Raw genomic sequence first — 22113 nt, 5'->3', positions numbered from 1 at the left:
CCTCCCAGTGGGATACCCCCCGGAGTCTACTACGCCGACCTGACCCTGGGAGGCCGAGTGATTATGGTGAAGTTGCTAGTCCGGGAACATAAACGTGACTCTGGGACACACGCCAGGTGCCTCTACACGACCGACCTCTCGCTCAGCGAGGAAGTCGAGGAGGCCTTTCGGGTGGGAGATCGAGGAACTCCAAGGGACGTCAAGGCCCTGGGCTGGAGGACTCCTCATACTGGAGGAGGGAGAGGCTTCAGGGGTACCTCGCGATCTTCACCATCAACAACGTCGTCAGGGAGCTGGTAGGGGAGCTTAACCTGGGGAGCGTGGAGGCGTTCCTCAGGTTCGTTGAACGTCATTTAGGTGGACCGCCTGGGCTGATGAAAATCTTTAAGTTACGTTAAAGTCCCATAACTGCTGTTTTAGACTTATCCGACAAAGCTGAGCTTAATAGGGAGAGTGATTTTCCTAAGGTTATAATACCTCTAACGAGAGATATGTTGAAACCTTATTTATGATTCAGTTCATCGACTTCTCTTTTTATTTCCTCAGGTAACATGTTGTAAACGTTCTTCATTTCCTCCCAATTTAAGAGGTGATACCACTTAGCCTTCTTAGCCTTTATTAAGAGATAATCCCCTTCGTTTAACTCCAACTCCCTAGCCTTATCCATAGGAACGGTTATCCTATACGTGACGTACTCCCTACCGTTTTTCTTACCTTTAGTTACGGAAACCTTGCTTACGAAAACTACCTCCTTCTCTACTTGTTTACTTTCCATAATTATCACTTTCTACCAAAAACCTATAAACCTTGTTATGAATAAAACGATTCTGGCAGAAAATGGCTAAATGCAGTATCGAGACACTTAACGCAATATTAGTAGCTGTTTTTGACGCCACCAACGGTTCGTTATCTGCTCACGTCCCTTTAGAAGCAGTATTGAGGAGGTTTCCAGGTCATTTAAGAGGAGATGTAAGGAGGTGTATTAAAGAACTGATCAAAAGAGGGCTATTGACGTTACACCCTACCAGAGGTTCTACCACTTATCAACTGACTCAGAGAGGGCTAGAATGTTCAACTAAACTAACTAAAGGAGAGATCTCGTCAGTAGAAGAATGTTAATTCTCTCGATATTCGAGACTAAAATTTTTAAATGGGTATAAATATATCGTGTCTCGATACAAAATGATTTCCGCACAAATCCCCAAAAATCCGATTAAAAGGTTAGATGTTTTTACGTATTATCTAAAGGCATAATCGTTTCAGCGGATATACAAATTAAGTCCAGGAAGGATTTAACGCATTACATCAGACTGATATTGGATCCCATTAGTTTGAAGGTAGTAAGAGCTACGTGTGACTGTGAGGGGTACACTTTCAGGCACCACTGCTGGCATATCGAAACGTTGAAACAGCTAATACAAGATGAAGAAGTTAAGGAAAGGATAGAGAAAGTAAGGCAGACCTCATGAGGATAGAAGACATGGCAAGCTGGGGATAAGAGATGCAGACGCAGAGAGAAGTGAAAGGTGAAGAACTACTGGAAATCATCGACGCAATTTATCACATTAATGAGGCTATGAAGGTCGCTATGAGCTATTAGGGCGATTCAGGGCTCCTTTGCGATTTCTATTTGTTTCTATAGAATGAAAGTGGCTTAATTGATCCTACATCAGTACATGGGAAGGGGACGAGCGCTAGGTCATATCATGAGATCTCTATCAAATCACGTGGTGACCACGCTCCTCCTTGAGGTAGTTGGGGAGGACGCGTTATTAGATGACAGCAGTTATGGGACTTTAACGTAACTTAAAGATTTTCATCAGCCTGGGTGGTCAGCCTAAACGGCTCTAGAGAACCTGAGGAACGCCTCCACGCTCCCCAGGTTAAGCTCCCAGCTCCCTGACGACGTTGTTGATGGTGAAGGTCGTGAGGTGGCCCTTAAGCCTCTCCCTAGCCAACTCGATCTGTCCCTTTCCGCACCTTTTCAGCGGGACGACGTCGGAAAAACTTCTCGCCAATACCGACTTCCCCGTATTACCTCCCTAAGGTTCCCATAACTGCTGTATCACCAAATGTGAAAACTTTATTACTCATACCTTCAGCCTACTTGTATTTATCACATGTGGCCACTTAAAGACTGTTAACTATCCTACCAAAGGTGGAATTGAAAGAAAATCATTAACATTCCGCGGAAGTAATCCGTCTCTGAAACGACATACACGTTATACTGAGCATACGACGACCTGCCCCGTCTGTCGGAAGGAGTTCGCTAATACGGATTCGACCCTAGATCATGTTTGCAAAAAACATAACATCTGTGTTGGCTAGGTGATGTCGATGAGAATCCTTAAAATAGTATGGGTTCTCTTCATCCTACTCAACGTTTATGACCTAGTCATATCAGCCGTGTATTGGCATGAAGGAAATATCTTGAATGAAGAGAACTTCTTTATCTGGATATACTACGCCAATAATGAAGGTATCATCTCGTTTCGCTTAGCACTTCTAATGGCAATATCGATAAAACTTCTGTTTTTCACCGGGGTCTACTGGTTTACAAGGCTTTTCGACGTCTTGAAGGTAGGTAAGTATAAGTGGCTCTCATTGTTACCGTTTATCGCGTTGTCGATACTAGTAGATGTCAATAACACGTTTATCTTTCTCTACAACTACAGCCCACTGTTTTAAGCCCTTTTTAAAGTCTGATTTTCTCGTTCCGGCAAATGAGGAAGTACCTAATAATTGGCGTTTCGCTATTTTTGCTAGCTCTAATCTCTCTAAACACATCAGCAATAACGGCAAGCCAAATAGGGGCGAACCAGATAGTAAATACCGTTAACTCAGAGAATTGGGCCGGCGTGGCTTACTCTGTCGAGTGGAGGTCATGGGTTACAAACTACTGGGGGCCTAGTACTGACGGCCAGTGACTACATTTACGTAAAAATCTTACGCTAGCTTACATTTATCAACCGGGCTATCTCTATCCTGACGTGGTGGCCATATGGGTTGGGCTTAGCCCCGCACAAATCGGATACGGTGCCGGCGCTTCATCTGGTTCAGAAGGGTCTAGCTTCGTACAGGCCGGATATTATGTATATGTAACACCGAGTAATGTCTACGTTCAGTATTTCGTATTTACTTTTGACAACGGACAAGAACTGAACGCTTATGAAAACTATATACCCGCCGAGGGGACGGTAACTCGTCTTGATGTGTCCTTAGGTAATTTTGAAAACGGAACCGCAATGGCTCAGTTTTTCGTACTTTACTCCAATGGGGCAACTTGGACTACGAAAGTATATGAATCTATACCGTGGACTCTGACAGGTTCGGCCATGAGCGTAGTCGAGGCCCCTGAATCATCCTCCGGATTCCGTTATGAGTTACCATATCTGTCCGGCGGAATGATAAACTTCAATTTCGCATATATCGGCGAAGATGGGAACGAACATACTGGGCCTAGTACTAATCCCTCGGGCACAATATACGCGGACGTCTACCAACTCGGTTCGTCCTCAGCTTACAACAGTGCTTATGCCGAAATATACAACGGATGGCCCTATAGTAGTTATGGCGGGTGGAGTTACCTATACCAATTCACCTACCCGGGGATAGGAACAACGTACGGACTATAAGGAAAAGCTTTTTTTAATTCTTTCCCCTTTGTTTTTGTTATGATACTCAATGTTACCAATACTACAGCCTTCAATATTACAATCCCCCCTAATACAACCTTCTTCAATGTTACAATCCCCCCGCTTGAAGCAATTCAACCACCTCCTCCGTGGTATGTGCACTATTTACCGGAGCTCCTCATTGCGGCGGGCATCATTTCCACCGCATTAACTTTTTACCTCTCGCCTGAATTGAGGAAGATTTTTAGACGGGCCATTTAAAAAGTCGTTCTCTTTTTCCTCACTCAATGATGTGGCGTATACTAATAATAATGACTCTAGTCCTACTTTCATTGCTAATACCGGTTTCGGCTTTCTATAGGTTCGGAGGCGGGGGAGGCTTTTCATGGTTCACATACTCTACCTCTTTCACGTTTGGTGGTTCGTCCACGACCACTACGACCACCCAAGTGGTCACAGCGCCTGGCTCCAATTGGGCCAGTCTCGCATGGTTTGATCCATGCGTCGTCGCAGTCGTGAATACGAACCAATTGGAAGTTTTGCCAAATCAGGGCTATCTGGATAACAACGCCTCGGTATCGCTCTCGACGTCAGTCATCGGGCTGAATACGACAATCGTAGTCCCCAGTGGTACCTCAGGAAACTACGGCGGATGTGCATAGGGTATGGTGTTCTATACCCCGCCACTTTTCTGGGGAACTACCAACCGGCCAGTCCGTATGGGCCATACGGTATTGTGGTAGTCCTAGAACGCGGATCTATGACTAACTACCATATCTTCCTAAATATTATAATGGTGTCGTCTGGGGAAACTGGTCTGTCGGCCAAATCGGTTTAGGCCAACAGGTAATGATTGGTTTCACCTTCGATCTACCTAACACGGTGAACGTATACTGGTTCAACGGGACACTGCATGTGTACAAGGTCTCACCAGTGTACCAAACGTCGACAGGGTTCAAGGCCGAAATTTGGCCACAGTGACGTCCACGTACCTAGTGGAGGACAACGGTGGGTCCATATACGGTGCAGCAGTTATGGGAATCTTAGGGAGGTAATACGGGGAAGTCGGTATTAGCGAGAAGTTTTTATTTTTCGACGTCTTCCTGCTCAAAAGATGCTGAACGGAAAGGGATCGATCGAACTCGCTAGGGAGAGGCTGGTCAAGGCGGTCAACCAGGTTCTGGGCGTGGTCAGGAGGAACGGGAGGAGCAGGAAGGTCGGGTTGGCGCTAGCCCTCACGGTCCTGGTAGGTGGGAGGGCCAGGGTGAGGAACGCGGCCGAGACGTTCGGGTTGGAACGTGAACTGATGGGGCGTTGGGAGAACTCGACGGCACGTGGAGGGACTGGAGGTCCTGTCAGACCGGTGAAGGGTCAGGTCGTCATCGTGGACGACACCGTGAACCACAATACTCCAGGGGGAAGGACGTGAGCCCCTGAGAACTACTGGACCTACTGCCACACCCACGGGAGGTTCGAGAGGGCCAAGCTCCTCACGGTCGCCATAGCGGATCTCGGGCAGGACGTTCATGGTTTCCCCTACGCCGTGAGGAAGATGTTGGACTTGGGGATGGTCAACGAGTTCAAGACCAAGATCGAGATAGCCAGATGTTGGACGTGCTCAAGGGGTACTTCCGCGTGTCCAGGGTAGTCTTCGACTCCAGTACTGTCCGAGAAGCTCGTGACGGACAACGTGGTGTCTGAGCTCAAGTCCAACCGAGCTCAGGGTCGAGTCGGCCCAGGGGACCCTCGAGGAGGGACACCTCCGAGTGGGATACCCCCCGGAGTCTACTACGCCGACCTGACCCTGGGAGGCCGACCCATTACGGTAAAATTGCTAGTCCGGGAACGTAAACGTGACTCCGGGACACACGTCAGGTACCTCTACACCAACGACCTCTCGCTCAGCGAGGAGGAGGCCTGTTGTGTGGGAGATCGAGGACCTCCAAGGGACGTCAAGGCCCTGGGCTGGAGGACTCCTCGTTCTGGAGGAGGGAGAGGCTTCAGGGGTACCTCACGATCTTCACCATCATGACTAACGTCGTCAGGGAGCCGGGAGCTGAACCTGAGGAGCGTGGAGGCGTTCCTCAGGTTCGTTGAACGTCATTTAGGTGGACCGCCCAGGTTGATGAAAATCATTAAGTTACGTTAAAGTCCCATAACTGCTGTTAGTTAGAAGCTACTGTGACTTGTTAATTATACGCACCAAGATCTGACATCTCTTCAATCTGGAAGGGTTTCCAGAGCCCCCCAACTTTGTAAATACCTAATCACCCGCACGCGGAAAAGTCCGGTGTAGAGTGTGTTACTAGAAAGTTTTATATATAACTAGATTAAGTAGTAAGTCGTGGAAAGGGTAAAGGTTACCAGAAACTATCAAGTTACAATCCCCGCCTCCATAAGAAACAGGCTAGGCATACATGAGGGGGATATTTTAGAATTTTACGTAGAAGAAGACGAAATAATAATAAAGAAAGTCTCAACCGTAAGACCGAGAATTAAATTGGGAAGGAAGTTAACTATTGAGGAGATCGAAAGGGACATAGAAAGGGGTTTAAATGAAAGCAGTCATTGACACAAACATCTTAATCTATGACCTAGTAGAAGATTCGGAGTTTCATAAAGAAGCCGGGGAATTATTAGACAGCCTTGAGGAATGGCTGATCCCCTCCTTAGTTATCCATGAGTTTACTTGGTTTCTAAGAGCTAACAACATCGACAACGTAGAGTACATAAAAAGTTACGTGGCTAATGAGAGGACTAAAATCCTGTGCGATAATGATAACATTATAGGTATAGCTTTAGAAATATTGACCAAAGAAAGGTTAAGCTTATCCAGATATAACGATGTTGTGATTTTAGCTCACACTATTGAAAATAAATTACCTTTAGCTACTAAGGACAAGGCCCTGAAGAGCCTCGCTAAAAGACACGGAGTAGAAGTAGTTTAACGGATTGTTGAATTAAAATGCCCTAAATTCAAGTGGTAGGAAATTCGTTCTATAAGGGATAGGTTAAGCTTTAACGTAGAGTTTCACTAGGTGTCTTCCTGGTGTCACTGTCTAGACCCACGCTCTGGAAGCACGTAATAACCGACCTTGGATTTTCCAATAAATACTGTACAGAAGTTATTAGATTTTGCCTTGATTACAGGGCGATATTTAAGGGAAAGTCCCATAACTGCTGTACTGTACTGGTTTAACGCGCTCTGTTTGGCGATTAGTTAAAGAGAACTATAAAAGAAGTTAGAGACACTAGAGTATTCCCCGCTGTTGTGTGGATAAAATCTTAATTCCTTAGTTTATAGGTTAACTGCAATATTACTTACAGTTTCAGCTATTATAATCTAATGTATCTCTACCTTACCCTCACAAGTCCAACATCTTCCTCACGGCGTAAGGGAAACCGTGAAAGTCCTGCTTGAGGTCCACCATCACGACCGTGAGGATCTTAACCCTCTCGAATCTCCCGTGGGTGTGGCAGTAGGTCCAGTAGTTCTCATGGGCTCACGTCTACCCAGAGCGTCGTGGTCCACGGTGTCGTCTACGATGACGATCTGACCCTTCACCAGCCTGACAGGACCTCCAGTCCCCACGCGTCGTCGAGTTCTCCCAACGCCCCATCAGTTCACGTTCCAACCCGAACGTCTCGGCCGCGTTCCTCACCCTGGCCCTCCCACCTACCAGGACCGTGAGGGCTAGCGCCAACCCGACCTTCCTGCTCCTCCCGTTCCTCCTGACCACGCCCAGAACCTGGTTGACCGCCTTGACCAGCCTCTCCCTAGCGAGTTCGATCGATCCCTTTCCGTTCAGCATCTTTTGAGCAGGAAGACGTCGAAAAATAAAAACTTCTCGCTAATACCGACTTCTTCGTATTACCTCCCTAAGATTCCCATAACTGCTGTAAGGAAGTCAGCTAAGCCACAGTGTTAGATAATAAATATATATATATAACACCCTTTCGGTGAAGTTAACAAAATTTCTTTACCGTTGATGGTCTATTGGTAGGAAATAATGTGATAATTCTTCTTTTATCAAACTGTACAAAAACCATGATAAGATATAAACAATTAAAGCTTAATTTTTTGCAATAGCTTTCCTCATCATTAAGTTTTTTAGCAGCTATCTTTTCAGCTTTGCAAAATTCGTCAATTACTCTCTGAATTTCACCTGCTATTTCTATCCCGTAATTTTTGCTTAGTTCTTCTAACCTAAGTCTTAGCCTTTCTTGAGCATGTCTCGTAAATTCACACTTAATATAGGACCACCGTTGAGACCATCACGCATGGCGAGCCAAATGAATCCCTATAATCCGGATAAATTGAAATATTAGTAACATTTATTATAATGTTGAAAATTTTCTCATCTATTTTCAACACGATCTTAGGCTCGTTTAAAACCTCTGTCTTCCTGATCCGGGCTGGTCTAGAATTTAAAGTGTTGCTAGAGCAAAGAGGGCCAAACCTTGGTTTATCAGTATTCACAGATATAATGTTTTGAACCACGAAAAAGTATTTATCATCCTTCTTGAACACTTTAAACAAAACAGGGTGGAGAATTAGTTCTAGGTTTTCCTCATCAGTTTCTATCTTATACTTTCCTTCTCGAATTTCTTGTAATGTATAGTCCAGGACTTCACTCATTTTTAATCCCCTTTATCCCTTCTTTTAGATCTTTATCTAACGGTTCTATTGAGATGTAAGCTATCCTACCGTTCTCGTCAACTCCAATAGTAACAAAAGCCTCACCTTCGAAACTTTTCTCAACACTCCTCTTAAATTCAACTATAAGATTACCGAAATCATTATCTACTATCACTTGAAAAGCAGTGCCAGGGAATGATAAGAGCGGAAAATTCGTGGAAATCTGAAAACCAGATTGGCTAAATCCCCACTCATCCATAATTCCTAACTATATACTTTAGATATTAATTTGTTTTGAGCACAATGTTGTCATTAACAACCTTACAAAAATTGTGGTGAATCCTTTTTCACATTGATAGAAATCTTTATTATATTTGTTTATAATAAATTTTTGTTGATAAATGAAGACCTCTCACGTCCCGGAACGTAAACGTGACTCCATGACGTACACCAGGTACCTCTACACCACCGACCTCTCGCTCAGCGAGGAGGCCTGCCTGGCCGGAGATCGAGGAGCTCCAAGGGTCTTCAAGGCCCTGGGACTCGTCCTTCTGAAGGAGGCTTCAGGGCTACCTCACGACCTTCACCATCAACAACGTCCTCAGGGAGCTGGGAGCTTAACCTGAGGTACGCCTCCACTTTCCTCAGGTCCTCGAGCGTCATATAGGCGTATCACCTGGGCTGATGAAAATCTTTAAGTTACGTTAAAGTCCCGTAACTGCTGTAGAGTTAAAGGTGAACTACCCCGCCAGAAGTGGGCTTCCCGCTTCACGGTCAAGGCGTGCCAAGGGTAGAGCTCTCAGCTTCACAGGCACTGTCGTTCCAACCCTACTCAGGACGTTGAGGGAAGCATTATAGTCACGGTCTAACAGTCGAACCACAATTAGGACAAACAAAAATACGATGAGACAAAGTTAGGTCCCTCTTAACATGAGCCACTTAGAATAGTGACATAGAGCGCACGTATACGGAACTCTTATATACGAATATCTCGTATATGTATTCATGTCTGACGTAATTAGCGTGAGAGTAGCAAAGGAGATAAAGAAGAGAGCTGAGGAATTAGGAATCAACATTAGAAAAGTAGTGGAAAAGGCTTTGGAGGATGCGATAAGGGAAAAAGAAAAGGAAGAAATTAAAGACATAGCAATGAAAATTAAAGAATTAATGTCAGACGTAAGTGAAGATGATTGGACAACAGATATTAGGGAGAGTAGAAATGAAAGATAAGAGGTTTCTTTTCGACGCCTCAGCTCTGTATCCACTCTTAAACTATGTAGACAAGATAGACCCTAGCAAAATTCACGTGCTTAGTCTGACATTCTACGAGGTAGGTAATGCAATATGGAAGGAGCATTACCTACGTAAAAAGGTTAAAGACCCTATAGCCCTTGCGATGTTTTTTCATAAATTTTTGAGAAAATTTAACGTAATAGAAGACCCTCCTCTTGAAGAAGTGATCAAAACTGCAGTGAAAGGAGGTTTAACTTATTACGACGCGTCCTACCTTTATGCTGCTACATCTTTAGGACTTATTTTAGTGTCCAACGATAAGGACTTAATAGGAAAGAAAAACACTATTTCTCTAGAAGATTTCATAAAATCTATATAGATTTGCATAAGTTATTTCGTGCCAGTTTTCATGTTAACCAAAACTTGGTTATTTATTAAACAGCAGTTATGGGACTTTAACGTAACTTAGAGATTTTCATCAGCCCAGGTGGTTAGCCTAAATGACGTTCTAGAAGCTGAGGAACGCCTCCACGCTCCCCAGGTTAAGCTCCCGACTCCCTGACGACTCTGGCACTCCCGTTGATCAGGACCACGAGGACTAGTGCCAGTTAACCTTCCTGTTCCTCCTCTTCCCCTAACCACGCCCAGCCTGTTGATCTCCTTAACAGACTCTCCCTAGCGAACTCGATCGGCACTTCCGCACCTTTTCAGCAGGACGACGTCGAAAAACTTCTCGCTAATACCACTTCTTGGTATTACCTCCCAAAGATTCCCATAACCATTGTTCATACTAAAACTTTAAAGGTCGTTAAACAATGATATTTATGTTATTATGAAAGATGGATCCTCAAAACTGCTCGTACCCTGCGAAGTGGCCATGAGGGACATAATCCCAAGTATTAAGGCTATCCTCGTTAAGGAGATCGTGTCACAGGGTCTCTCACAGTTCAAGGCCGCTTCACTCCTGGGCCTCACCCCCGCAGAGGCGAGCTATTACCTCAGGGGGAAGAGGGCCAATACGCCCTACAAACACGTCCTGGAATCTGACCCCGAGTTCATGGAAGTCGTCAGGAACTTCGCGGTCAAACTCACAAACAACGAAGTAGTGAACATGTGTCCCCTGTGTAGCTTAGCTAGAAAGAAGTTGAGGCTTCAGGACTATTCCTGCCCCTACGAGTGGTGATCCAACTTCAGGACTCCCAGGACCTCGTCCTCCTCAAAGGTCAGCTTGAAGCCCAGTCTCCTCCCGATCCTTATCATAGGCATGTTGTCCGGCAACGTGTAAAACCTCACCTCCCTGAGTCCCATCTCCTTAGCCTTCCTCACTAACTCCTGGACCAGCTTGGTACCTAGTCCCGCTCCTCTCTCCCTGGGGTCCACAACCAAGGAGAACTCCCCGTCCTTGTATAGGGTTGCCTCTCCCACTATCTTTCCTCCCTCCTCGGCCACTAGCGTCACGTGGTCCCCACCCTTGACCAACTCCTCTATCTCTCCCCTGGTAACCCTGTGGAAACTGAAGAACCTCATGTAGAGGTCCTCTGGGGAAAGAGAGGAGTAGAGTTGGTATATCCCATCAGCGTCCTCCCTCCTAGCTTCCCTGATCGACAGCGGTATGCTTATACTCAGCTCCATATATTTAAATCTTCTTAGTAGATTTTAAGCCTTTCTCCTCATCCAGGTTGTGGAGCTTGATGAAGTCCGTCCTCCCCGGTTCCGTGGACGGATCCCCGGCGACTATGACCACGCTACCCTTGACCCCTAACCTCCTACAGTGTTCCACGGCCAAGGAAACCATCTCGTCCAAGGATGAGGGACCCTTCACCACCACCGTTGTAATCCCCCAGCAGAGCCTTAACCTCCTCGCGACTTCGGGATCCGGGGTCAGGCAGAGTATGGGACTCCTGGGTCTGAGTCTCGACACCCTGAGGGCCGTGAGTCCGCTCCTTGTGTGCACCACTATTAGCTTCGACTTGGAAGTCTCAGCGAGGGCCAGCGAGGCTGAGGCGACGGCGTCGTCCGGACCTGAGGGGGTGGGCCTCGTGGACCTCACCTTGTCTTCTGAGGAAGTTATGATGCGGTGAAGGTACCTCACTGCCTCCAGGGGATAGGAACCTGAAGCTGTCTCATCGCTCAGCATTATTGCATCCACCCCCTGGTAGACGGAGTTGGCAACGTCTATGACCTCAGCCCTCCAGGGCATAGGGTTCAGGACCATGGACTCCAACACCTGTGTGGCCAGGATTACCGGTCTCCCCAGGGTCTTAGAGGTGGAGATTATCTTCCTCTGCACGTACGGTAGGTTCTCCAGGCCTATCTCCACTCCAAGGTCTCCCCTGGCTACCATGACGGCGTCGCTCTCAAGAATTATCTGCTTCAGGTTCTCCACGGCTTGCCTCTTCTCGATCTTGGATACTACCCACGCCCTCCCCTTTATCCTCTCCTTCGCCTTCCTAACGTCCTCAGCGCTGAGGACGAAGGAGAGCCCTACGTAGTCTGCCTTGAGTGAGATGGCCTCCTCCAGCAACTCCAGATCCCTCTGGGTGAGTCCGCTCCTCAGATTGAGGTCAGGTATGTTTATCCCCTTCCTGGAGGTCAACACTCCCTCATCCAATACGACACCCCTGACCTCGTCCTCAGAAACGTTCGTCACCTTAATCCTTATGAGGCCGTCGGAGATGAGGATGACGGAACCCTCCTTAACACTAGAGTAGAACACGGGGTCCTCAACCGTGATCCCACCCTTGGGAGAGAAGAGGACCTCCTGTCCCCTCTTGAGCTCCATCCTCCCTATGTCTCCCACCCTCAGCTTAGGGCCTGGGAGGTCGATAAGGATGGAAGAGTCAGGTGCCTCTTCCCTGATGAGTCTCACGTACTCCCTCCTGCTGTTCTCATCCCCATGAGCGAAGTTGACCCTGAATACGTCCACGAACTTGGAGAGTTGAGAAATTAACTTGAGGGAGGAGGGCCCCAGCGTCGCCACTATCTTAGTTCTTCTCATGAGAGCCGTGGGTAGACCTGATTAATATTCCTACAGGCCTCTGTGAGTCCCTTCTCGCACGCTACCCTGAGGAGATCTCCCTGTTTCCTGGTATTACCCAACTCACCGTAGGCTGAGGCGAGCTTCACCAGGAACTTGGGGTCGGCGTTCATCAACTCTTGGGCCAGCCTGTCCAGGAGATCCTCTCTCCTCCTCTTCACCAGGGCCCCCAGGGCTATATCCACATACTCGTTGAGTACGCCCCTCATGGCGTGACAAGTTATGACCCTCTTCAAGTTTCCGCAGGTGGTTATGTCGAAGATCTTACCTATACTCTCCAGGGTCTCGACCACGTACTTGCATTCCGCCGCGTCTATTATGTTGCAGATGACCCAGTTAGCCTCCCTTATATTGGAGGAATTCACGACCTTTCCTATGAGCTCAGTTCCCTGCTTGACATCCCCGTTAACTATCCTCTCCTTCGCCTCCATGAGGGACTTCTGTAACTCCCTGTTCTCTTTGGTCATTACTTATAGTAATCTCCCCGTGTCTTAAATATGTTATACCATGATTCCCTTAAGAGACGGTCGTTAAATATCTCGGGCTGAGTCCTTTCACGTCGAGAATGTTTTATATCCATGTTACAATCTTTACGTAAAACGTGAGCTCTCACATCGTGTAAGCTCCGCTCAAGGGGAGAGATCCAGGACGTGAACCCCTCCCTGTTGGGCTCCAAGGATTCTCACGATTCACTTACCATGACTTGTAGTTATCCAGGGCTTAAGCCCTCACACTGGGTCATGATTGAACACAAAGGGACTGGGACGAAAGTGTAGGTAGAGAATTTTAGCGCAGAGTGGACCAGTTTGCCCCCCCTTAAATCGCGAAGGGATAAAGTTTTACGTACGTCACCCGGGTAGGGGCCTAGGACGTGCCCTTAGACTGAACGGTTTCATCCGGGAAAGGAGTCGAGACGTGGTGACGTATTAAGTGGCAAGCCGTTGTAGAGAGTTCTCGATAAGACTTAAGGTTTTGCTAATTGTTAGAAATCTTAAATACAGTTACACCGGAGGGTGAGGGTATCCCGACTAGGTGTGACGGTTAACTTAAGGTGTGCGGTTTTATTAACGGATAGAGACTGTAACGCTTCTACGTAACTACTCGTTATTTTTAATCACTTCTAAATATCGTTTTGACAAGTTGTGTTTATATAGTATTACCTAAGTAGTTTTTATTGATGATCCCCCTAACTGATGACGGGCACTGCTCACGAGGTTTGGGGAGTGATAAAAGTGTGGATGGGAGGGTATTGAAGTTTCCCTCGACTAGCCCCAATGAGTTAAGGGTGACCGTGTATGATCCCTTAAGAGGGGTGCCCGTGGTGGAATTAGAAGTAATTAAAGAAGGTAAGTTACGCCACGGGTAAACACTCCCGTTGGATTGGGTCATCCTTAAGGAGTGTGAACGGGTTTCCCCGCGACTCCTGTGAAGCCCAAGGGCTGAGAATTGATATCGTTTGAAATTCTATAAAGCCCAAAAACCCAAATGTCCTAGGCTTAAAGGCTCACGTTGGGTTCTCCTCCACATACCTGGAGAGGTAACCTAAAGACCTCACCTTCCCTAGAACCAGGTCTGCACTCCACCTTCCCATGGCCGGACCGTAGCTCCACCCCAACCTACAAGCTCCGGTCACTACGACCCAGTCACCTCTCCTTCCTATTATGGGGAAACCGTCAGGTGAACAGGGTCTGAATCCCTGACTGTACCTGAGCACCTCCTCTGCCTTCACCACATCGGCTACTTTCCCCAACAGATCCATGGAGCCCTGCGTTGAGAAGTCTGCAGAGAAGCCTGCAGTCACCTTCACGTGATCCGAGAGCGGAGAGATGGCAACTCCCTCCTCAGCTAAGACCATGGCGTTCTTGAACTTGCTTTCTCCTCTAACCCAGGCCCCATATCCCTTGAATGCGGTAAGTGGGAGTGTCAACTCTCTCCTCATCCACACCCCATTGCTTAACACCACAACGTCGTACTCCTCTCCGTTCACCTTATTACCCTGAACTTTACCCTCCTCTCTCCTTACCCTGACTTTCCTCTCCTCCAGTTCCCTGGATATCCTAGCCACGAACTTCTCGGTTGCCAACCTGCTCAGGTCTGGAAAGAACACAGCTCCAGCGAATCCCTCTAGGTCCACCACCTCAAACCTGGCCTTAAACGGGCTCCTCTTCTCTTCCTCTTCTCCTCTCTCCAGCTCTTCCCTGGACCTGTAGACCTCCAGTAGCCCGTCATCCCTATAATCGAAGTCGTTCCTTACCTCGGCCATCTCCCTATAGTACCTCAGGGAGAACTTAGCCATCTCCCTGATGGTCGACCACGCCTCCTCTGGCGGGTCCCTGTTCAGCGTTTTCAACAGCTCCAAGACCCATCTCCCGTCAAGTTGCCTCAGTGAAGTTACACCACGCCTCATGTACTTGAGCATCTTAACGATCATACCCGTGGTGTTCATCCTGTCGAACCTATAGGGTTCTATGAGCCCCGCAGCGTGGACTGAGAAGTGTCCGAGATCCTGGGGTTCATAAAGCGTCACGTCCGCTCCCTCCTCCGCCAGGAACTTGGACACGAAGAGCCCAGTTATCCCCCCTCCCAGCACGGCTACCCTCAAAGCCTGAGCACCTCCACCAGCTTCCTGGCCCTCGCTGAGGCTCTGCTCTCTCCCTGAGTTAGTTCCTTGAGGAATACCTCCTTCCTCTCAACGTCCTCCCTCGTTAGGAAGCCCAATTCCCCCAGTTCCCTCACCTTCGACCAGGCCAACAGTCTGACGCTAACCTTCCTATGGGAGAGATATGAGAGGACCTTCTCCTTATCTCCCTCTTGCACTATGCCGTCCCTCACCATGGAGACCAGAAGGGCCCACGCCTTCTTCCTGACCGTAGGGTAAAAGCTCCTGAGTAACCTCCAGAAGTGTTGTCTCATCTTCACGACCTGCTCCCTGGTCATCAGCCCTGAAGATATGACATCAGGGTAGTGGGACCAAGCGGTGAGCTTTATTCTGTCGGAGTTAGCCCTAAAGGCTCTCTCCACGTCTACTTCAAGCCTCTTGTACAACGGGAGATGCTTCCAGGCCTCCTCCCTCACTCCCTGCATTTTGTGCCACAGGAGTGACCGAATGTACAGTCTCTTATCCTCCAATTCCTTGGGGGACCTAGAAGCGAGCGACTCCAGTTCCTCCCACGCCCTCCGTCTCCTCTCCGGATCCAAACTCCTCAAACCTGCTAGGTCCAAGTCAACCACCAGACGCAGTGAGGACTACGGTCAGGTTGTCTCCCTCCTTTAACCTCTCTTCCTCAAGAACGGGAACACCATCCTTCAGTACAACGACCCCCTGAACCCTCAGACCCAAGATTTTGATCAGATCCCTCACTGTAGCCCTGTCATCAAGGGAAACGACCCTCTCCTCCTTCTGTCTAGCCAGGTAAACCTTAACTTTCACACACGTTCAGTGGATTCCTGAGTTAAAACGTTTGTGAGGGAAACTCTTTGCCCTTGAGGAACTTAGAGAGTGACGGAGAACCAGTTTCCTTACAGCAGTTATCAGATTTTACCTTGATTACAGGGCGCTAACTAAGGAAAAATCCCACAACTGATTTTCCTTAACTATTTTACATCATGTGAATTACACGTGGTATATCCGAGCACTCCCTATTCAATTGTTTCCAACGGGACACTCCCTCGGTCACGCCTCCGAGTAGCAGGGGACTTCATCACGGAACGACATCCGTTACACCTCAACGGTCACGTGAAGTAGGTCGTTCATTGTTTATGTTTCAAAAATCTTGCTGACTAAGCCTTAGCGGACCATTTGGGGGAATCCCGGGAACCCTCGCCCTCAAAGCGAGGATGATGTTAGATATGAAGTAGCTGTTAAAAGAGATGGTAATTTCGGACTTAATGACTTTTACCCCGCCCCTCGAAGAGATGGTGTTTTGTCCCTCATTTTATCTTCTCGGGGGTTCAAAGGGGGCGTAAGACTCCATCCGTAAGGGTGGAGATGGATAGCCCCCTTTGTAGAAAGGTTTTTTTAGTAACAGCATCAGGTATCCTATTAATGCCCGACGTAGGGTTACGGTTCAGAGCATACACAGGCGAACAAACGTTGAGGGCGTTAAAAGCCCAGTTGAAGTTAGCATGTGAGGTTTACAACACCCTACGGTGGGCAGACATATATTTCTACCAAAGGGATGGGAAAGGTCTAACCCAAACGGAGTTAAGGCAACTAGCCCTGGACTTGAGAAAACAAGATGGACAATATCAGCAACTTTACTCACAGACTGCCCAGCAACTTGCCGACCGTTATTACGAGGCTAGGCAACGCTTTTTTGAAGGGTTAGCACGTTACCCCAGGGAGAAGAGAGCACACAAGTGGTACTCCCTCGTCTACCCTCAATCAGGTTGGAAAGTACTGAGGGTAAGAGAAATAAGGACGAAGAGCAAGAAGAACAAGAAGAAGGTAATGACGTTAAGACTGTCACATCTGGGTATCTTCAACGTTATTGTTCATAGGGATTTTCCATTGGACAGGGTAAAGAGAGTAGTAAAGCTAACAAGGAGTGAGACAGTATATATTTCGTTCATAGTTGAGAACTACGAGTTCCCAAAACTACCATCAATTGGAAAAGTAGTGGCGATAGATATTGGTGTAGAGAAACTTCTCACTACCTCTGACGGGGAATATGTCCCCAACCAGAGACCTTACGAGAAGGCACTCAACAAGGTGAAGAGGCTTCATAAAGCTCTCTCACGGAAGAAGTTCCTGTCACGCAACTGGTTTAAGGCAAAGATTCGTCTAGCGAGGGCTCACGAACACTTGAAGAACTTGAGGATGGATATGTACATGAAACTCGGTAAGTATTTTGCTGAGCATTACGACGTTCTCGTAATGGAGGACATTCAAGTTAAGCAACTTGTTGGTAAGTCTCTTCGAAGGCTGAGGATGAGGTTACACGATGTTGCTATTCATGAGCTTAGGAGTGTCATGGAGTATCAACTTGGGAAGTACGGTAAGAAACTCACTCTAGTGGATCCTGCTTTTACTTCAATGACTTGTGCTAGGTGCGGACACGTTAAGAAAGATTTGACGTTGGCCGATCGTGTGTTTGTCTGTCCCAAGTGCGGTTGGGTCGCTGATCGTGATTATAATGCTTCCCTCAACGTCCTAAGAAGATCGGGGTCGGAACGACCCTTAGTGCCTGTGGAGCTGAGACCTCTACCCTTTGGGCAAGCCTCGGCTTTGAAGCAGGAAGCCCCGTCCGTTACGGTAGACCCAAAATCACCTCCTTGAAAATAAATCTATATTATTAATAAGCGGTTCTATTGATTTAAGTAGAAAATCTCTTAGATAGAATAAATCATCAGAAAACAAGAGTATTAGGAGTAACCTGAACTCCTCCCTCCTCACCTCCCCCTTGAACACTGTGTACAGGGAGTAGAGGACCACGGCCAGCACGAAGATCAACGTGCGGAAGACGAACTTGGTGGAACTGGTGAAGGGGAGAAAGGCCTTGATGTTCCGGTAAGAGGTCTCTATGGGACCCCTCACCTTGTTGTACAACTTCAACACCTCCCCCTTCGGTAGGTCGAGGTTCGTAGCCCTAGCGAAGTAAACTAGAGTCCTCTTCTTTCTCCTGACCTTCTCCTTGCTGTACACGAGGAGCCTGAACTTGACCTGCTCGTCCCTCCTGTGCCTCTTACTGTTCGTCTCGTACTCGCCGTCAAACTCCTGGTAGACCTTCACGTCCCCAACAGGGACGGCAATTATGTACTTGAACTGCGAAACGAAGTTGAGCACGTCAACCGTGTAGAAACCAGCGTCGAGAGTCATCAACCTTACCTTGAACCCCATGGCGACGACTTGCTCCACGAGGGCCTTCACGACCTCATCCTTAGTCATCCCGTTCACTTGAGTAATGAAAGCTAGTAGGAGCACTTTCCCGTCAAACTTAGTCGTCGCAGTTGCGTAGTTCCAAGAGTTTCCCTCCTCCGAACTCCCGAGCCCCTCCACCGGTCTCCCGTACCAGGTCTTGGTCGTCCAGTCTATTGAGAGGTCTATCTCCTTGACTCCCTTCAGTACCTCCAAGGATATCTTCCTCACTTGTTCCAAGAGTTTCTCAATAACTTCCACCCCCTGCTCCTCCACGTAATTCCTCACGGTCTGTGGGGACACGCCGTACGCCCTCGACTTGTTCTCTACTGAATCGTTCCATAAACACGCTGAGATGAGGGTTCTCGCCACCTCTTCCCCTTTCTTTCCCTTGAAGTTCAGCACGGAAAGTAATTTATATCCTATTTGTTGAAGGTTGTTTTGGTGAGGGAGTACCGGTGTTACCATCTCACTTACTCACGTGGTAATACCACATCTCCCTCACCTTAAACCTTTCTTCAACTGAATTCTTAATACTCTTATAAATTTCTTTATCTTTTATAAATTCGATATTATCCTACCAGAAATATTTTTCATAATATGATTTTGGGTCTACCGGTTAGGGCGGGGTAGTTCACCAAAGAGTCTCAGCTAACCCACCTGGTGGTTATCCCTCCCTCACATGTAGGCGGACGCCCTGTACTTGGCCATGAGTAAGGCCTTCCCATAACACTCCAAGGCCTGTTGTGCCACAGAGGACCACCTGAACATCCTGTCCACTCTCCTCACCGCGTTCTCCCTTGCCTTAGCCCAGGTCTCTGGGACGGCCCTGAAGCTCGTCCCCTCTACTCCTCCCCTCCCCTCACTGGCCTTGGATAGGATGACCGAGTCCAGCAGGGACGACCTCAGTGAGTCTATGTTCCCGGGTTCAACCAGGAAGCCCGTGCCCTCCTGAGAGTATCTCAGGTCCTCCACTATCTCGCTCAGTCCGCCCGTAGCTGAGGCAACTACGGGGGTCCCCACACTCATGGCCTCTATAGCTCCTATTCCGAAGGGCTCCCACCTGGAGGGCATGGCCATGACTGAGGCTGAGTAGTGGAGGAGTTTGTACATGTTCGGGTCCATGGACGAGCTAGCTATTATCCTCACGTTATCCCTCACCTCCGAGACCCTATCTATCAGGTCCTGAAGTAGGGCGTAGTCGTCCGTGGGTATGCCCAGCATCAGGAGCCTAGTCTCCGGCTCCCTGTCTACCACTCCACGGAAGGACCTTACCAGTACGTCCACGCCCTTCTGATAGACCAACCTCCCCGTGAATAGGATCAGTTGACCATCTCCCAGGGGTTCGTAAGTCCAGTCGTCCCTTATGCCCAGGGACTTCCTGTGGTTCCACAACATGTTGCCCACGTTGTAGTTTTCAGGGACTAGCCTCATGGTGTTCAGGGAGGCCAACAACTTCCTCCTCACTTCCTTCCTGTCCTCGCTTCCCGTGACTCTCTTGGCCAGCTCCAACACCTGACCCAGGTCCCAGTCAGTCCCGTTGTAAATCACGCAGGACTTGTTTTCAGCCATCCCCCCAACGTAGGGGATGACCTCGCTCACGAGATAGTTCTTGCTCACGCTGGTGACCAGGTCCGCCTCGTAGACTCCGAACTTCTCTATCCTACCTTCTGAGAGATCCCAGATCTCCGAGGGTTTCCTGAGCACGTGTTTTGAGACCATCCAGATGTAGTGACTGCAGTCCTCCAAACCGGTCCAGTCCGAGGAGGCGTAGTGCCACGGGGCTCCGACCCTGTTGAGCAGGTGGACCGTGTAGACCAGAGGTACGACCACCCTCCTCTCTTCCAGAGCTAGCTTAGCCTTGACTCCAGGTAGGACTGAGTGCCAATCGTGGGCGTGTATGAGGCTGGGCACACCATCCAACGTCAGGGTACCTACTAGGGCCTCCACTCCCCTGGTGAGGAGAGCCGACTTCTCCATGGCCCAATCGTATACCCCCCACGAGTCCATCACCCTGCCTGTGGGCTCGTCTAACCCCTTGACAAGGACTACCTCCACCCCATCCAACTCTCCCCTCTCGAAGCCCAGCCTGTAAGGGTAGACCTGGTTGTCAACTCCCCTCCTCTTCCCTGAGGTCGAGAGGGGAAGTTCCCTCAACTTGAGCCTTGATCTATACGCTCCGTCCAAGTGCCTCCCGTGACTGGGCATGATCACCGTGACGCTCATCCCCCTCTTGGTCAGTCCTGTGCTCAGGTAATAGACCGCACTCCCCAGACCCCCTGAGCTGGCGATCCCCCTCATCTCGAAGGTTATCATCCACACCTTGTTTAGGGAGTCCGGAACCCAGAGGGACTCGACTCTCTTCACTTCAACCACTCCTCCATGAACTTCTCGTGATCCTTTAGTGAGGGATCCCTCTTGAGCACCTCCCTGAACTCCCTCTCGTTCCAGGCCACGGAGAACCTCTTGCCGTCCTTGTAGAAGAAGAAGGGTTCGTTCTCAACCCCCAGGGCCTTAAGCTCCTCGTGTAGGAAGGAATTCACAGCATAGAACTCGTTGAGGAAGGCGTCCAGGGGTGAGTCGTAGGCACTGAAGTAGGAGTGAACCTCTCCAGGCCCTCCAGACTCCGTGAAGAGGTAGTAATAGTTGTCGCTGGTGCTGAAGTACCTCCAGGCCCTCAGGAATTCCCCCTTCAACTCCCTCGACGGCATCTCGGCCCTCCTGACCGCCTCATCGTAGGCCCACTGCATCACGTTCCCTAACCAGCTAGTGTGGTCCTTCCTTATGTCAGCCCAGGAGGATATTCCCTCGACCTCAAGTTCGTAATAGGGACTGTGAACCACCTCCCTGGGGAGTACCATCTTCACCCCTGCCCTGTCCAGTTCTCTGGGGAGCCAACGGAGGAAGTCCATTATCCCGGTCTCGGCCCAATGGTGCTCCCCGAAGGTCTCATAGTCCACGAACAGGGTCACCAGTTGTCCTGGCGAACTCCTTATCCAGGACGCATACTTGTTTGCTGTGAGGGGGTACTGGTCCCAACTCCTGTTGGAGAAACGGAAGGCCACGTCGTCGCTGAGCACGTAGTTCCTGGGAAGGAGAGAGATCTCTCCTCCCTTCCTCCTGTAGACGAAGTTGGGGCTCCTCCCCTTCAGGAGGGACTCCTTTCCCTCCAGGATGTATCCCGAGAACCCCATCCTCTCGGCCTCCTCCACCGTCACTGGGGTGGTCAGTAGCTCAGTGTTCTCGAAGGTCGTGGGCTCCTGCCCTAGGAGGGACTTCACTGTCTCCCTGTGCATCTGTACCTGTTCCCTCCACTCCGTCCTGTCCTCCCAGAGTGACGTCACTGAGTGGTAGTATGTCTGGGCCAGGAACTCCACCTTCCCCGTGGAGGAGAGGAGTTGGAGGAGTTCCAGGAAGTCCCTCCCCCACATCTCGGCCTGATCCAAGAGAGTCCCAGAGACCGAGAAGAAGAACTTGACCTCCCTGCCCTCATCTTCTCCGGCCTCTATTTCGTCTAGGATCACGTTGGTGGCAGGGATGTAACACTTCCTCCTGACCCTCTCGAATACCTCCCTGTTCTTGCCCTCGTCAAAGTACTTCTCCAGGGGTGAACCCCTGAACCTTGGACTCCAGAAGGCGTTCCTCCTGACCCTGAAGGGCTGATGAACCTCAAATCCCACTAGGACTCTGTCCGTCATATGTACTTAAATGA

28 protein-coding genes and 5 pseudogenes are annotated in these 22113 nt (G+C 48.8%); 18 read left to right on the top strand and 15 right to left on the bottom strand.

The window, feature by feature from the left end; genetic code table 11:
• Positions 1–398 (top strand): annotated as a pseudogene (locus METMK1DRAFT_RS18130) (IS701 family transposase); the annotation flags it as partial.
• Between the two features lie 104 nt (positions 399–502).
• Here METMK1DRAFT_RS18130 and METMK1DRAFT_RS04035 read toward each other — a convergent pair.
• Positions 503–775, bottom strand: coding sequence for a hypothetical protein (locus METMK1DRAFT_RS04035; protein ID WP_009071196.1), 273 nt, complete (start codon positions 773–775; stop codon positions 503–505).
• A gap of 62 nt (positions 776–837) precedes the next feature.
• Between METMK1DRAFT_RS04035 and METMK1DRAFT_RS19640 the strand changes: the two genes are divergently transcribed.
• A complete protein-coding gene (locus tag METMK1DRAFT_RS19640; protein WP_009071195.1) occupies positions 838–1119 on the top strand; it encodes a hypothetical protein in 282 nt (93 codons plus the stop codon).
• Between the two features lie 63 nt (positions 1120–1182).
• Positions 1183–1498, top strand: a pseudogene (locus METMK1DRAFT_RS18880) (hypothetical protein).
• Positions 1499–1883: 385 nt separating this feature from the next.
• Here METMK1DRAFT_RS18880 and METMK1DRAFT_RS19420 read toward each other — a convergent pair.
• Positions 1884–2018 (bottom strand): hypothetical protein, encoded by a 135-nt coding sequence (locus METMK1DRAFT_RS19420; RefSeq protein ID WP_009071193.1) that lies wholly within the window; start codon positions 2016–2018, stop codon positions 1884–1886.
• 46 nt (positions 2019–2064) lie between these two features.
• Here METMK1DRAFT_RS19420 and METMK1DRAFT_RS19975 point away from each other — a divergent pair, with 46 nt between their 5' ends.
• The 9 genes and pseudogenes from METMK1DRAFT_RS19975 (at position 2065) to METMK1DRAFT_RS03995 (ending at position 6583) form a co-directional block, all read left to right on the top strand.
• Positions 2065–2328, top strand: a complete 264-nt coding sequence (locus METMK1DRAFT_RS19975) for a C2H2-type zinc finger protein (RefSeq protein WP_425357377.1) — start codon at positions 2065–2067, stop codon at positions 2326–2328.
• 9 nt (positions 2329–2337) lie between these two features.
• Positions 2338–2688: a hypothetical protein gene (locus METMK1DRAFT_RS04030; protein ID WP_009071192.1), complete on the top strand. Its 351-nt coding sequence runs from the start codon at positions 2338–2340 to the stop codon at positions 2686–2688.
• A 557-nt stretch (positions 2689–3245) separates the two neighbouring features.
• Positions 3246–3635 (top strand): hypothetical protein, encoded by a 390-nt coding sequence (locus METMK1DRAFT_RS18875; protein ID WP_245544547.1) that lies wholly within the window; start codon positions 3246–3248, stop codon positions 3633–3635.
• Between the two features lie 287 nt (positions 3636–3922).
• Positions 3923–4297, top strand: a complete 375-nt coding sequence (locus tag METMK1DRAFT_RS15530) for a hypothetical protein (protein WP_009071185.1) — start codon at positions 3923–3925, stop codon at positions 4295–4297.
• Positions 4298–4484: 187 nt separating this feature from the next.
• On the top strand, positions 4485–4616 hold the full coding sequence (locus tag METMK1DRAFT_RS19415; protein WP_281034075.1) for a hypothetical protein: 132 nt from the start codon (positions 4485–4487) through the stop codon (positions 4614–4616).
• A gap of 133 nt (positions 4617–4749) precedes the next feature.
• Positions 4750–5178: pseudogene (locus tag METMK1DRAFT_RS17395) on the top strand (IS701 family transposase); the annotation flags it as partial.
• 135 nt (positions 5179–5313) lie between these two features.
• Positions 5314–5667, top strand: a complete 354-nt coding sequence (locus METMK1DRAFT_RS17385) for a transposase (protein ID WP_172634112.1) — start codon at positions 5314–5316, stop codon at positions 5665–5667.
• Positions 5668–5979: 312 nt separating this feature from the next.
• Positions 5980–6207 (top strand): AbrB/MazE/SpoVT family DNA-binding domain-containing protein, encoded by a 228-nt coding sequence (locus METMK1DRAFT_RS04000; protein WP_009071182.1) that lies wholly within the window; start codon positions 5980–5982, stop codon positions 6205–6207.
• Entirely contained in the window at positions 6191–6583 is a 393-nt protein-coding gene (locus METMK1DRAFT_RS03995; RefSeq protein ID WP_009071180.1) for a PIN domain-containing protein, read from the top strand. The genes METMK1DRAFT_RS04000 and METMK1DRAFT_RS03995 overlap by 17 nt, the downstream gene beginning before the upstream one ends.
• A 420-nt stretch (positions 6584–7003) precedes the next feature.
• Here the strand turns inward: METMK1DRAFT_RS03995 and METMK1DRAFT_RS18870 are convergent.
• The 3 genes and pseudogenes from METMK1DRAFT_RS18870 to METMK1DRAFT_RS03980 all read right to left on the bottom strand — a co-directional run.
• Positions 7004–7447: pseudogene (locus METMK1DRAFT_RS18870) on the bottom strand (IS701 family transposase); the annotation flags it as partial.
• Between the two features lie 437 nt (positions 7448–7884).
• Positions 7885–8274 (bottom strand): hypothetical protein, encoded by a 390-nt coding sequence (locus METMK1DRAFT_RS03985; RefSeq protein ID WP_009071176.1) that lies wholly within the window; start codon positions 8272–8274, stop codon positions 7885–7887.
• The gene (locus METMK1DRAFT_RS03980; protein ID WP_009071174.1) at positions 8267–8533 is read right to left on the bottom strand and encodes a hypothetical protein; all 267 of its coding nucleotides are present in this window, start codon (positions 8531–8533) and stop codon (positions 8267–8269) included. The genes METMK1DRAFT_RS03985 and METMK1DRAFT_RS03980 overlap by 8 nt, the downstream gene beginning before the upstream one ends.
• Before the next feature lie 142 nt (positions 8534–8675).
• On the opposite strand from METMK1DRAFT_RS03980, the gene METMK1DRAFT_RS03975 reads away from it, so the two are divergent.
• Positions 8676–8900: a hypothetical protein gene (locus METMK1DRAFT_RS03975; protein WP_009071172.1), complete on the top strand. Its 225-nt coding sequence runs from the start codon at positions 8676–8678 to the stop codon at positions 8898–8900.
• A 114-nt stretch (positions 8901–9014) separates the two neighbouring features.
• Here the strand turns inward: METMK1DRAFT_RS03975 and METMK1DRAFT_RS18865 are convergent.
• A pseudogene (locus METMK1DRAFT_RS18865) lies at positions 9015–9207 on the bottom strand (zinc ribbon domain-containing protein); the annotation flags it as partial.
• A gap of 72 nt (positions 9208–9279) precedes the next feature.
• On the opposite strand from METMK1DRAFT_RS18865, the gene METMK1DRAFT_RS03970 reads away from it, so the two are divergent.
• The 3 genes from METMK1DRAFT_RS03970 to METMK1DRAFT_RS03960 all read left to right on the top strand — a co-directional run bounded on the left by METMK1DRAFT_RS03970 (position 9280) and on the right by METMK1DRAFT_RS03960 (position 10690).
• Positions 9280–9504 carry a type II toxin-antitoxin system CcdA family antitoxin gene (locus METMK1DRAFT_RS03970; RefSeq protein WP_009071170.1) on the top strand — a complete coding sequence of 75 codons (225 nt, stop codon included), beginning with the start codon at positions 9280–9282 and terminating at the stop codon, positions 9502–9504.
• A complete protein-coding gene (locus METMK1DRAFT_RS03965; RefSeq protein WP_048087405.1) occupies positions 9494–9886 on the top strand; it encodes a type II toxin-antitoxin system VapC family toxin in 393 nt (130 codons plus the stop codon). Before METMK1DRAFT_RS03970 ends, METMK1DRAFT_RS03965 begins: the two co-directional genes overlap by 11 nt.
• A gap of 453 nt (positions 9887–10339) precedes the next feature.
• The gene (locus METMK1DRAFT_RS03960) at positions 10340–10690 is read left to right on the top strand and encodes a transcriptional regulator (RefSeq protein ID WP_009071166.1); all 351 of its coding nucleotides are present in this window, start codon (positions 10340–10342) and stop codon (positions 10688–10690) included.
• On the opposite strand, the gene METMK1DRAFT_RS03955 is transcribed toward METMK1DRAFT_RS03960, so the two are convergent.
• From METMK1DRAFT_RS03955 to METMK1DRAFT_RS03945, 3 genes are read right to left on the bottom strand one after another with little or no spacing between them, the layout of a single operon-like run.
• A complete protein-coding gene (locus METMK1DRAFT_RS03955) occupies positions 10678–11139 on the bottom strand; it encodes a GNAT family N-acetyltransferase (RefSeq protein ID WP_009071164.1) in 462 nt (153 codons plus the stop codon). The two genes, METMK1DRAFT_RS03960 and METMK1DRAFT_RS03955, sit on opposite strands and share 13 nt — an antisense overlap.
• A 4-nt stretch (positions 11140–11143) precedes the next feature.
• The gene (pyk, locus tag METMK1DRAFT_RS03950; RefSeq protein WP_009071162.1) at positions 11144–12505 is read right to left on the bottom strand and encodes a pyruvate kinase; all 1362 of its coding nucleotides are present in this window, start codon (positions 12503–12505) and stop codon (positions 11144–11146) included.
• Positions 12502–13011 carry a DUF1955 domain-containing protein gene (locus METMK1DRAFT_RS03945; protein ID WP_009071159.1) on the bottom strand — a complete coding sequence of 170 codons (510 nt, stop codon included), beginning with the start codon at positions 13009–13011 and terminating at the stop codon, positions 12502–12504. Before METMK1DRAFT_RS03945 ends, pyk begins: the two co-directional genes overlap by 4 nt.
• A 710-nt stretch (positions 13012–13721) precedes the next feature.
• Here METMK1DRAFT_RS03945 and METMK1DRAFT_RS03940 point away from each other — a divergent pair.
• Positions 13722–13910 (top strand): hypothetical protein, encoded by a 189-nt coding sequence (locus METMK1DRAFT_RS03940; protein WP_009071156.1) that lies wholly within the window; start codon positions 13722–13724, stop codon positions 13908–13910.
• 138 nt (positions 13911–14048) lie between these two features.
• Here the strand turns inward: METMK1DRAFT_RS03940 and METMK1DRAFT_RS03935 are convergent, their stop codons facing one another.
• From METMK1DRAFT_RS03935 to METMK1DRAFT_RS03925, 3 genes are read right to left on the bottom strand one after another with little or no spacing between them, the layout of a single operon-like run.
• Entirely contained in the window at positions 14049–15146 is a 1098-nt protein-coding gene (locus tag METMK1DRAFT_RS03935; protein WP_009071154.1) for an FAD-dependent oxidoreductase, read from the bottom strand.
• A complete protein-coding gene (locus tag METMK1DRAFT_RS03930) occupies positions 15143–15775 on the bottom strand; it encodes a hypothetical protein (protein ID WP_048087402.1) in 633 nt (210 codons plus the stop codon). Before METMK1DRAFT_RS03930 ends, METMK1DRAFT_RS03935 begins: the two co-directional genes overlap by 4 nt.
• The gene (locus tag METMK1DRAFT_RS03925; RefSeq protein WP_009071151.1) at positions 15768–15974 is read right to left on the bottom strand and encodes a MoaD/ThiS family protein; all 207 of its coding nucleotides are present in this window, start codon (positions 15972–15974) and stop codon (positions 15768–15770) included. Before METMK1DRAFT_RS03925 ends, METMK1DRAFT_RS03930 begins: the two co-directional genes overlap by 8 nt.
• 615 nt (positions 15975–16589) lie before the next feature.
• On the opposite strand from METMK1DRAFT_RS03925, the gene METMK1DRAFT_RS03920 reads away from it, so the two are divergent.
• Complete coding sequence (locus METMK1DRAFT_RS03920; protein ID WP_009071149.1) at positions 16590–17822, top strand: RNA-guided endonuclease InsQ/TnpB family protein; 1233 nt, start codon at positions 16590–16592, stop codon at positions 17820–17822.
• Here the strand turns inward: METMK1DRAFT_RS03920 and METMK1DRAFT_RS03915 are convergent.
• The 3 genes from METMK1DRAFT_RS03915 to METMK1DRAFT_RS03905 form a co-directional block, all read right to left on the bottom strand.
• Positions 17811–18869 (bottom strand): ISH3 family transposase, encoded by a 1059-nt coding sequence (locus METMK1DRAFT_RS03915; RefSeq protein WP_009071147.1) that lies wholly within the window; start codon positions 18867–18869, stop codon positions 17811–17813. The two genes, METMK1DRAFT_RS03920 and METMK1DRAFT_RS03915, sit on opposite strands and share 12 nt — an antisense overlap.
• Before the next feature lie 210 nt (positions 18870–19079).
• Entirely contained in the window at positions 19080–20768 is a 1689-nt protein-coding gene (locus METMK1DRAFT_RS03910) for a glycosyltransferase (protein ID WP_009071146.1), read from the bottom strand.
• Positions 20765–22099: a glycoside hydrolase family 57 protein gene (locus METMK1DRAFT_RS03905; protein ID WP_009071144.1), complete on the bottom strand. Its 1335-nt coding sequence runs from the start codon at positions 22097–22099 to the stop codon at positions 20765–20767. Before METMK1DRAFT_RS03905 ends, METMK1DRAFT_RS03910 begins: the two co-directional genes overlap by 4 nt.
• Positions 22100–22113: the final 14 nt, after the last annotated feature.

Source organism: Metallosphaera yellowstonensis MK1, from assembly GCF_000243315.1.
GTDB classification, from domain to species: Archaea; Thermoproteota; Thermoprotei_A; order Sulfolobales; family Sulfolobaceae; genus Metallosphaera; species Metallosphaera yellowstonensis.
The sequence above is the reverse complement of the archived record's forward strand: the minus strand, read 5'-3'. Positions and strand labels throughout refer to the sequence as shown.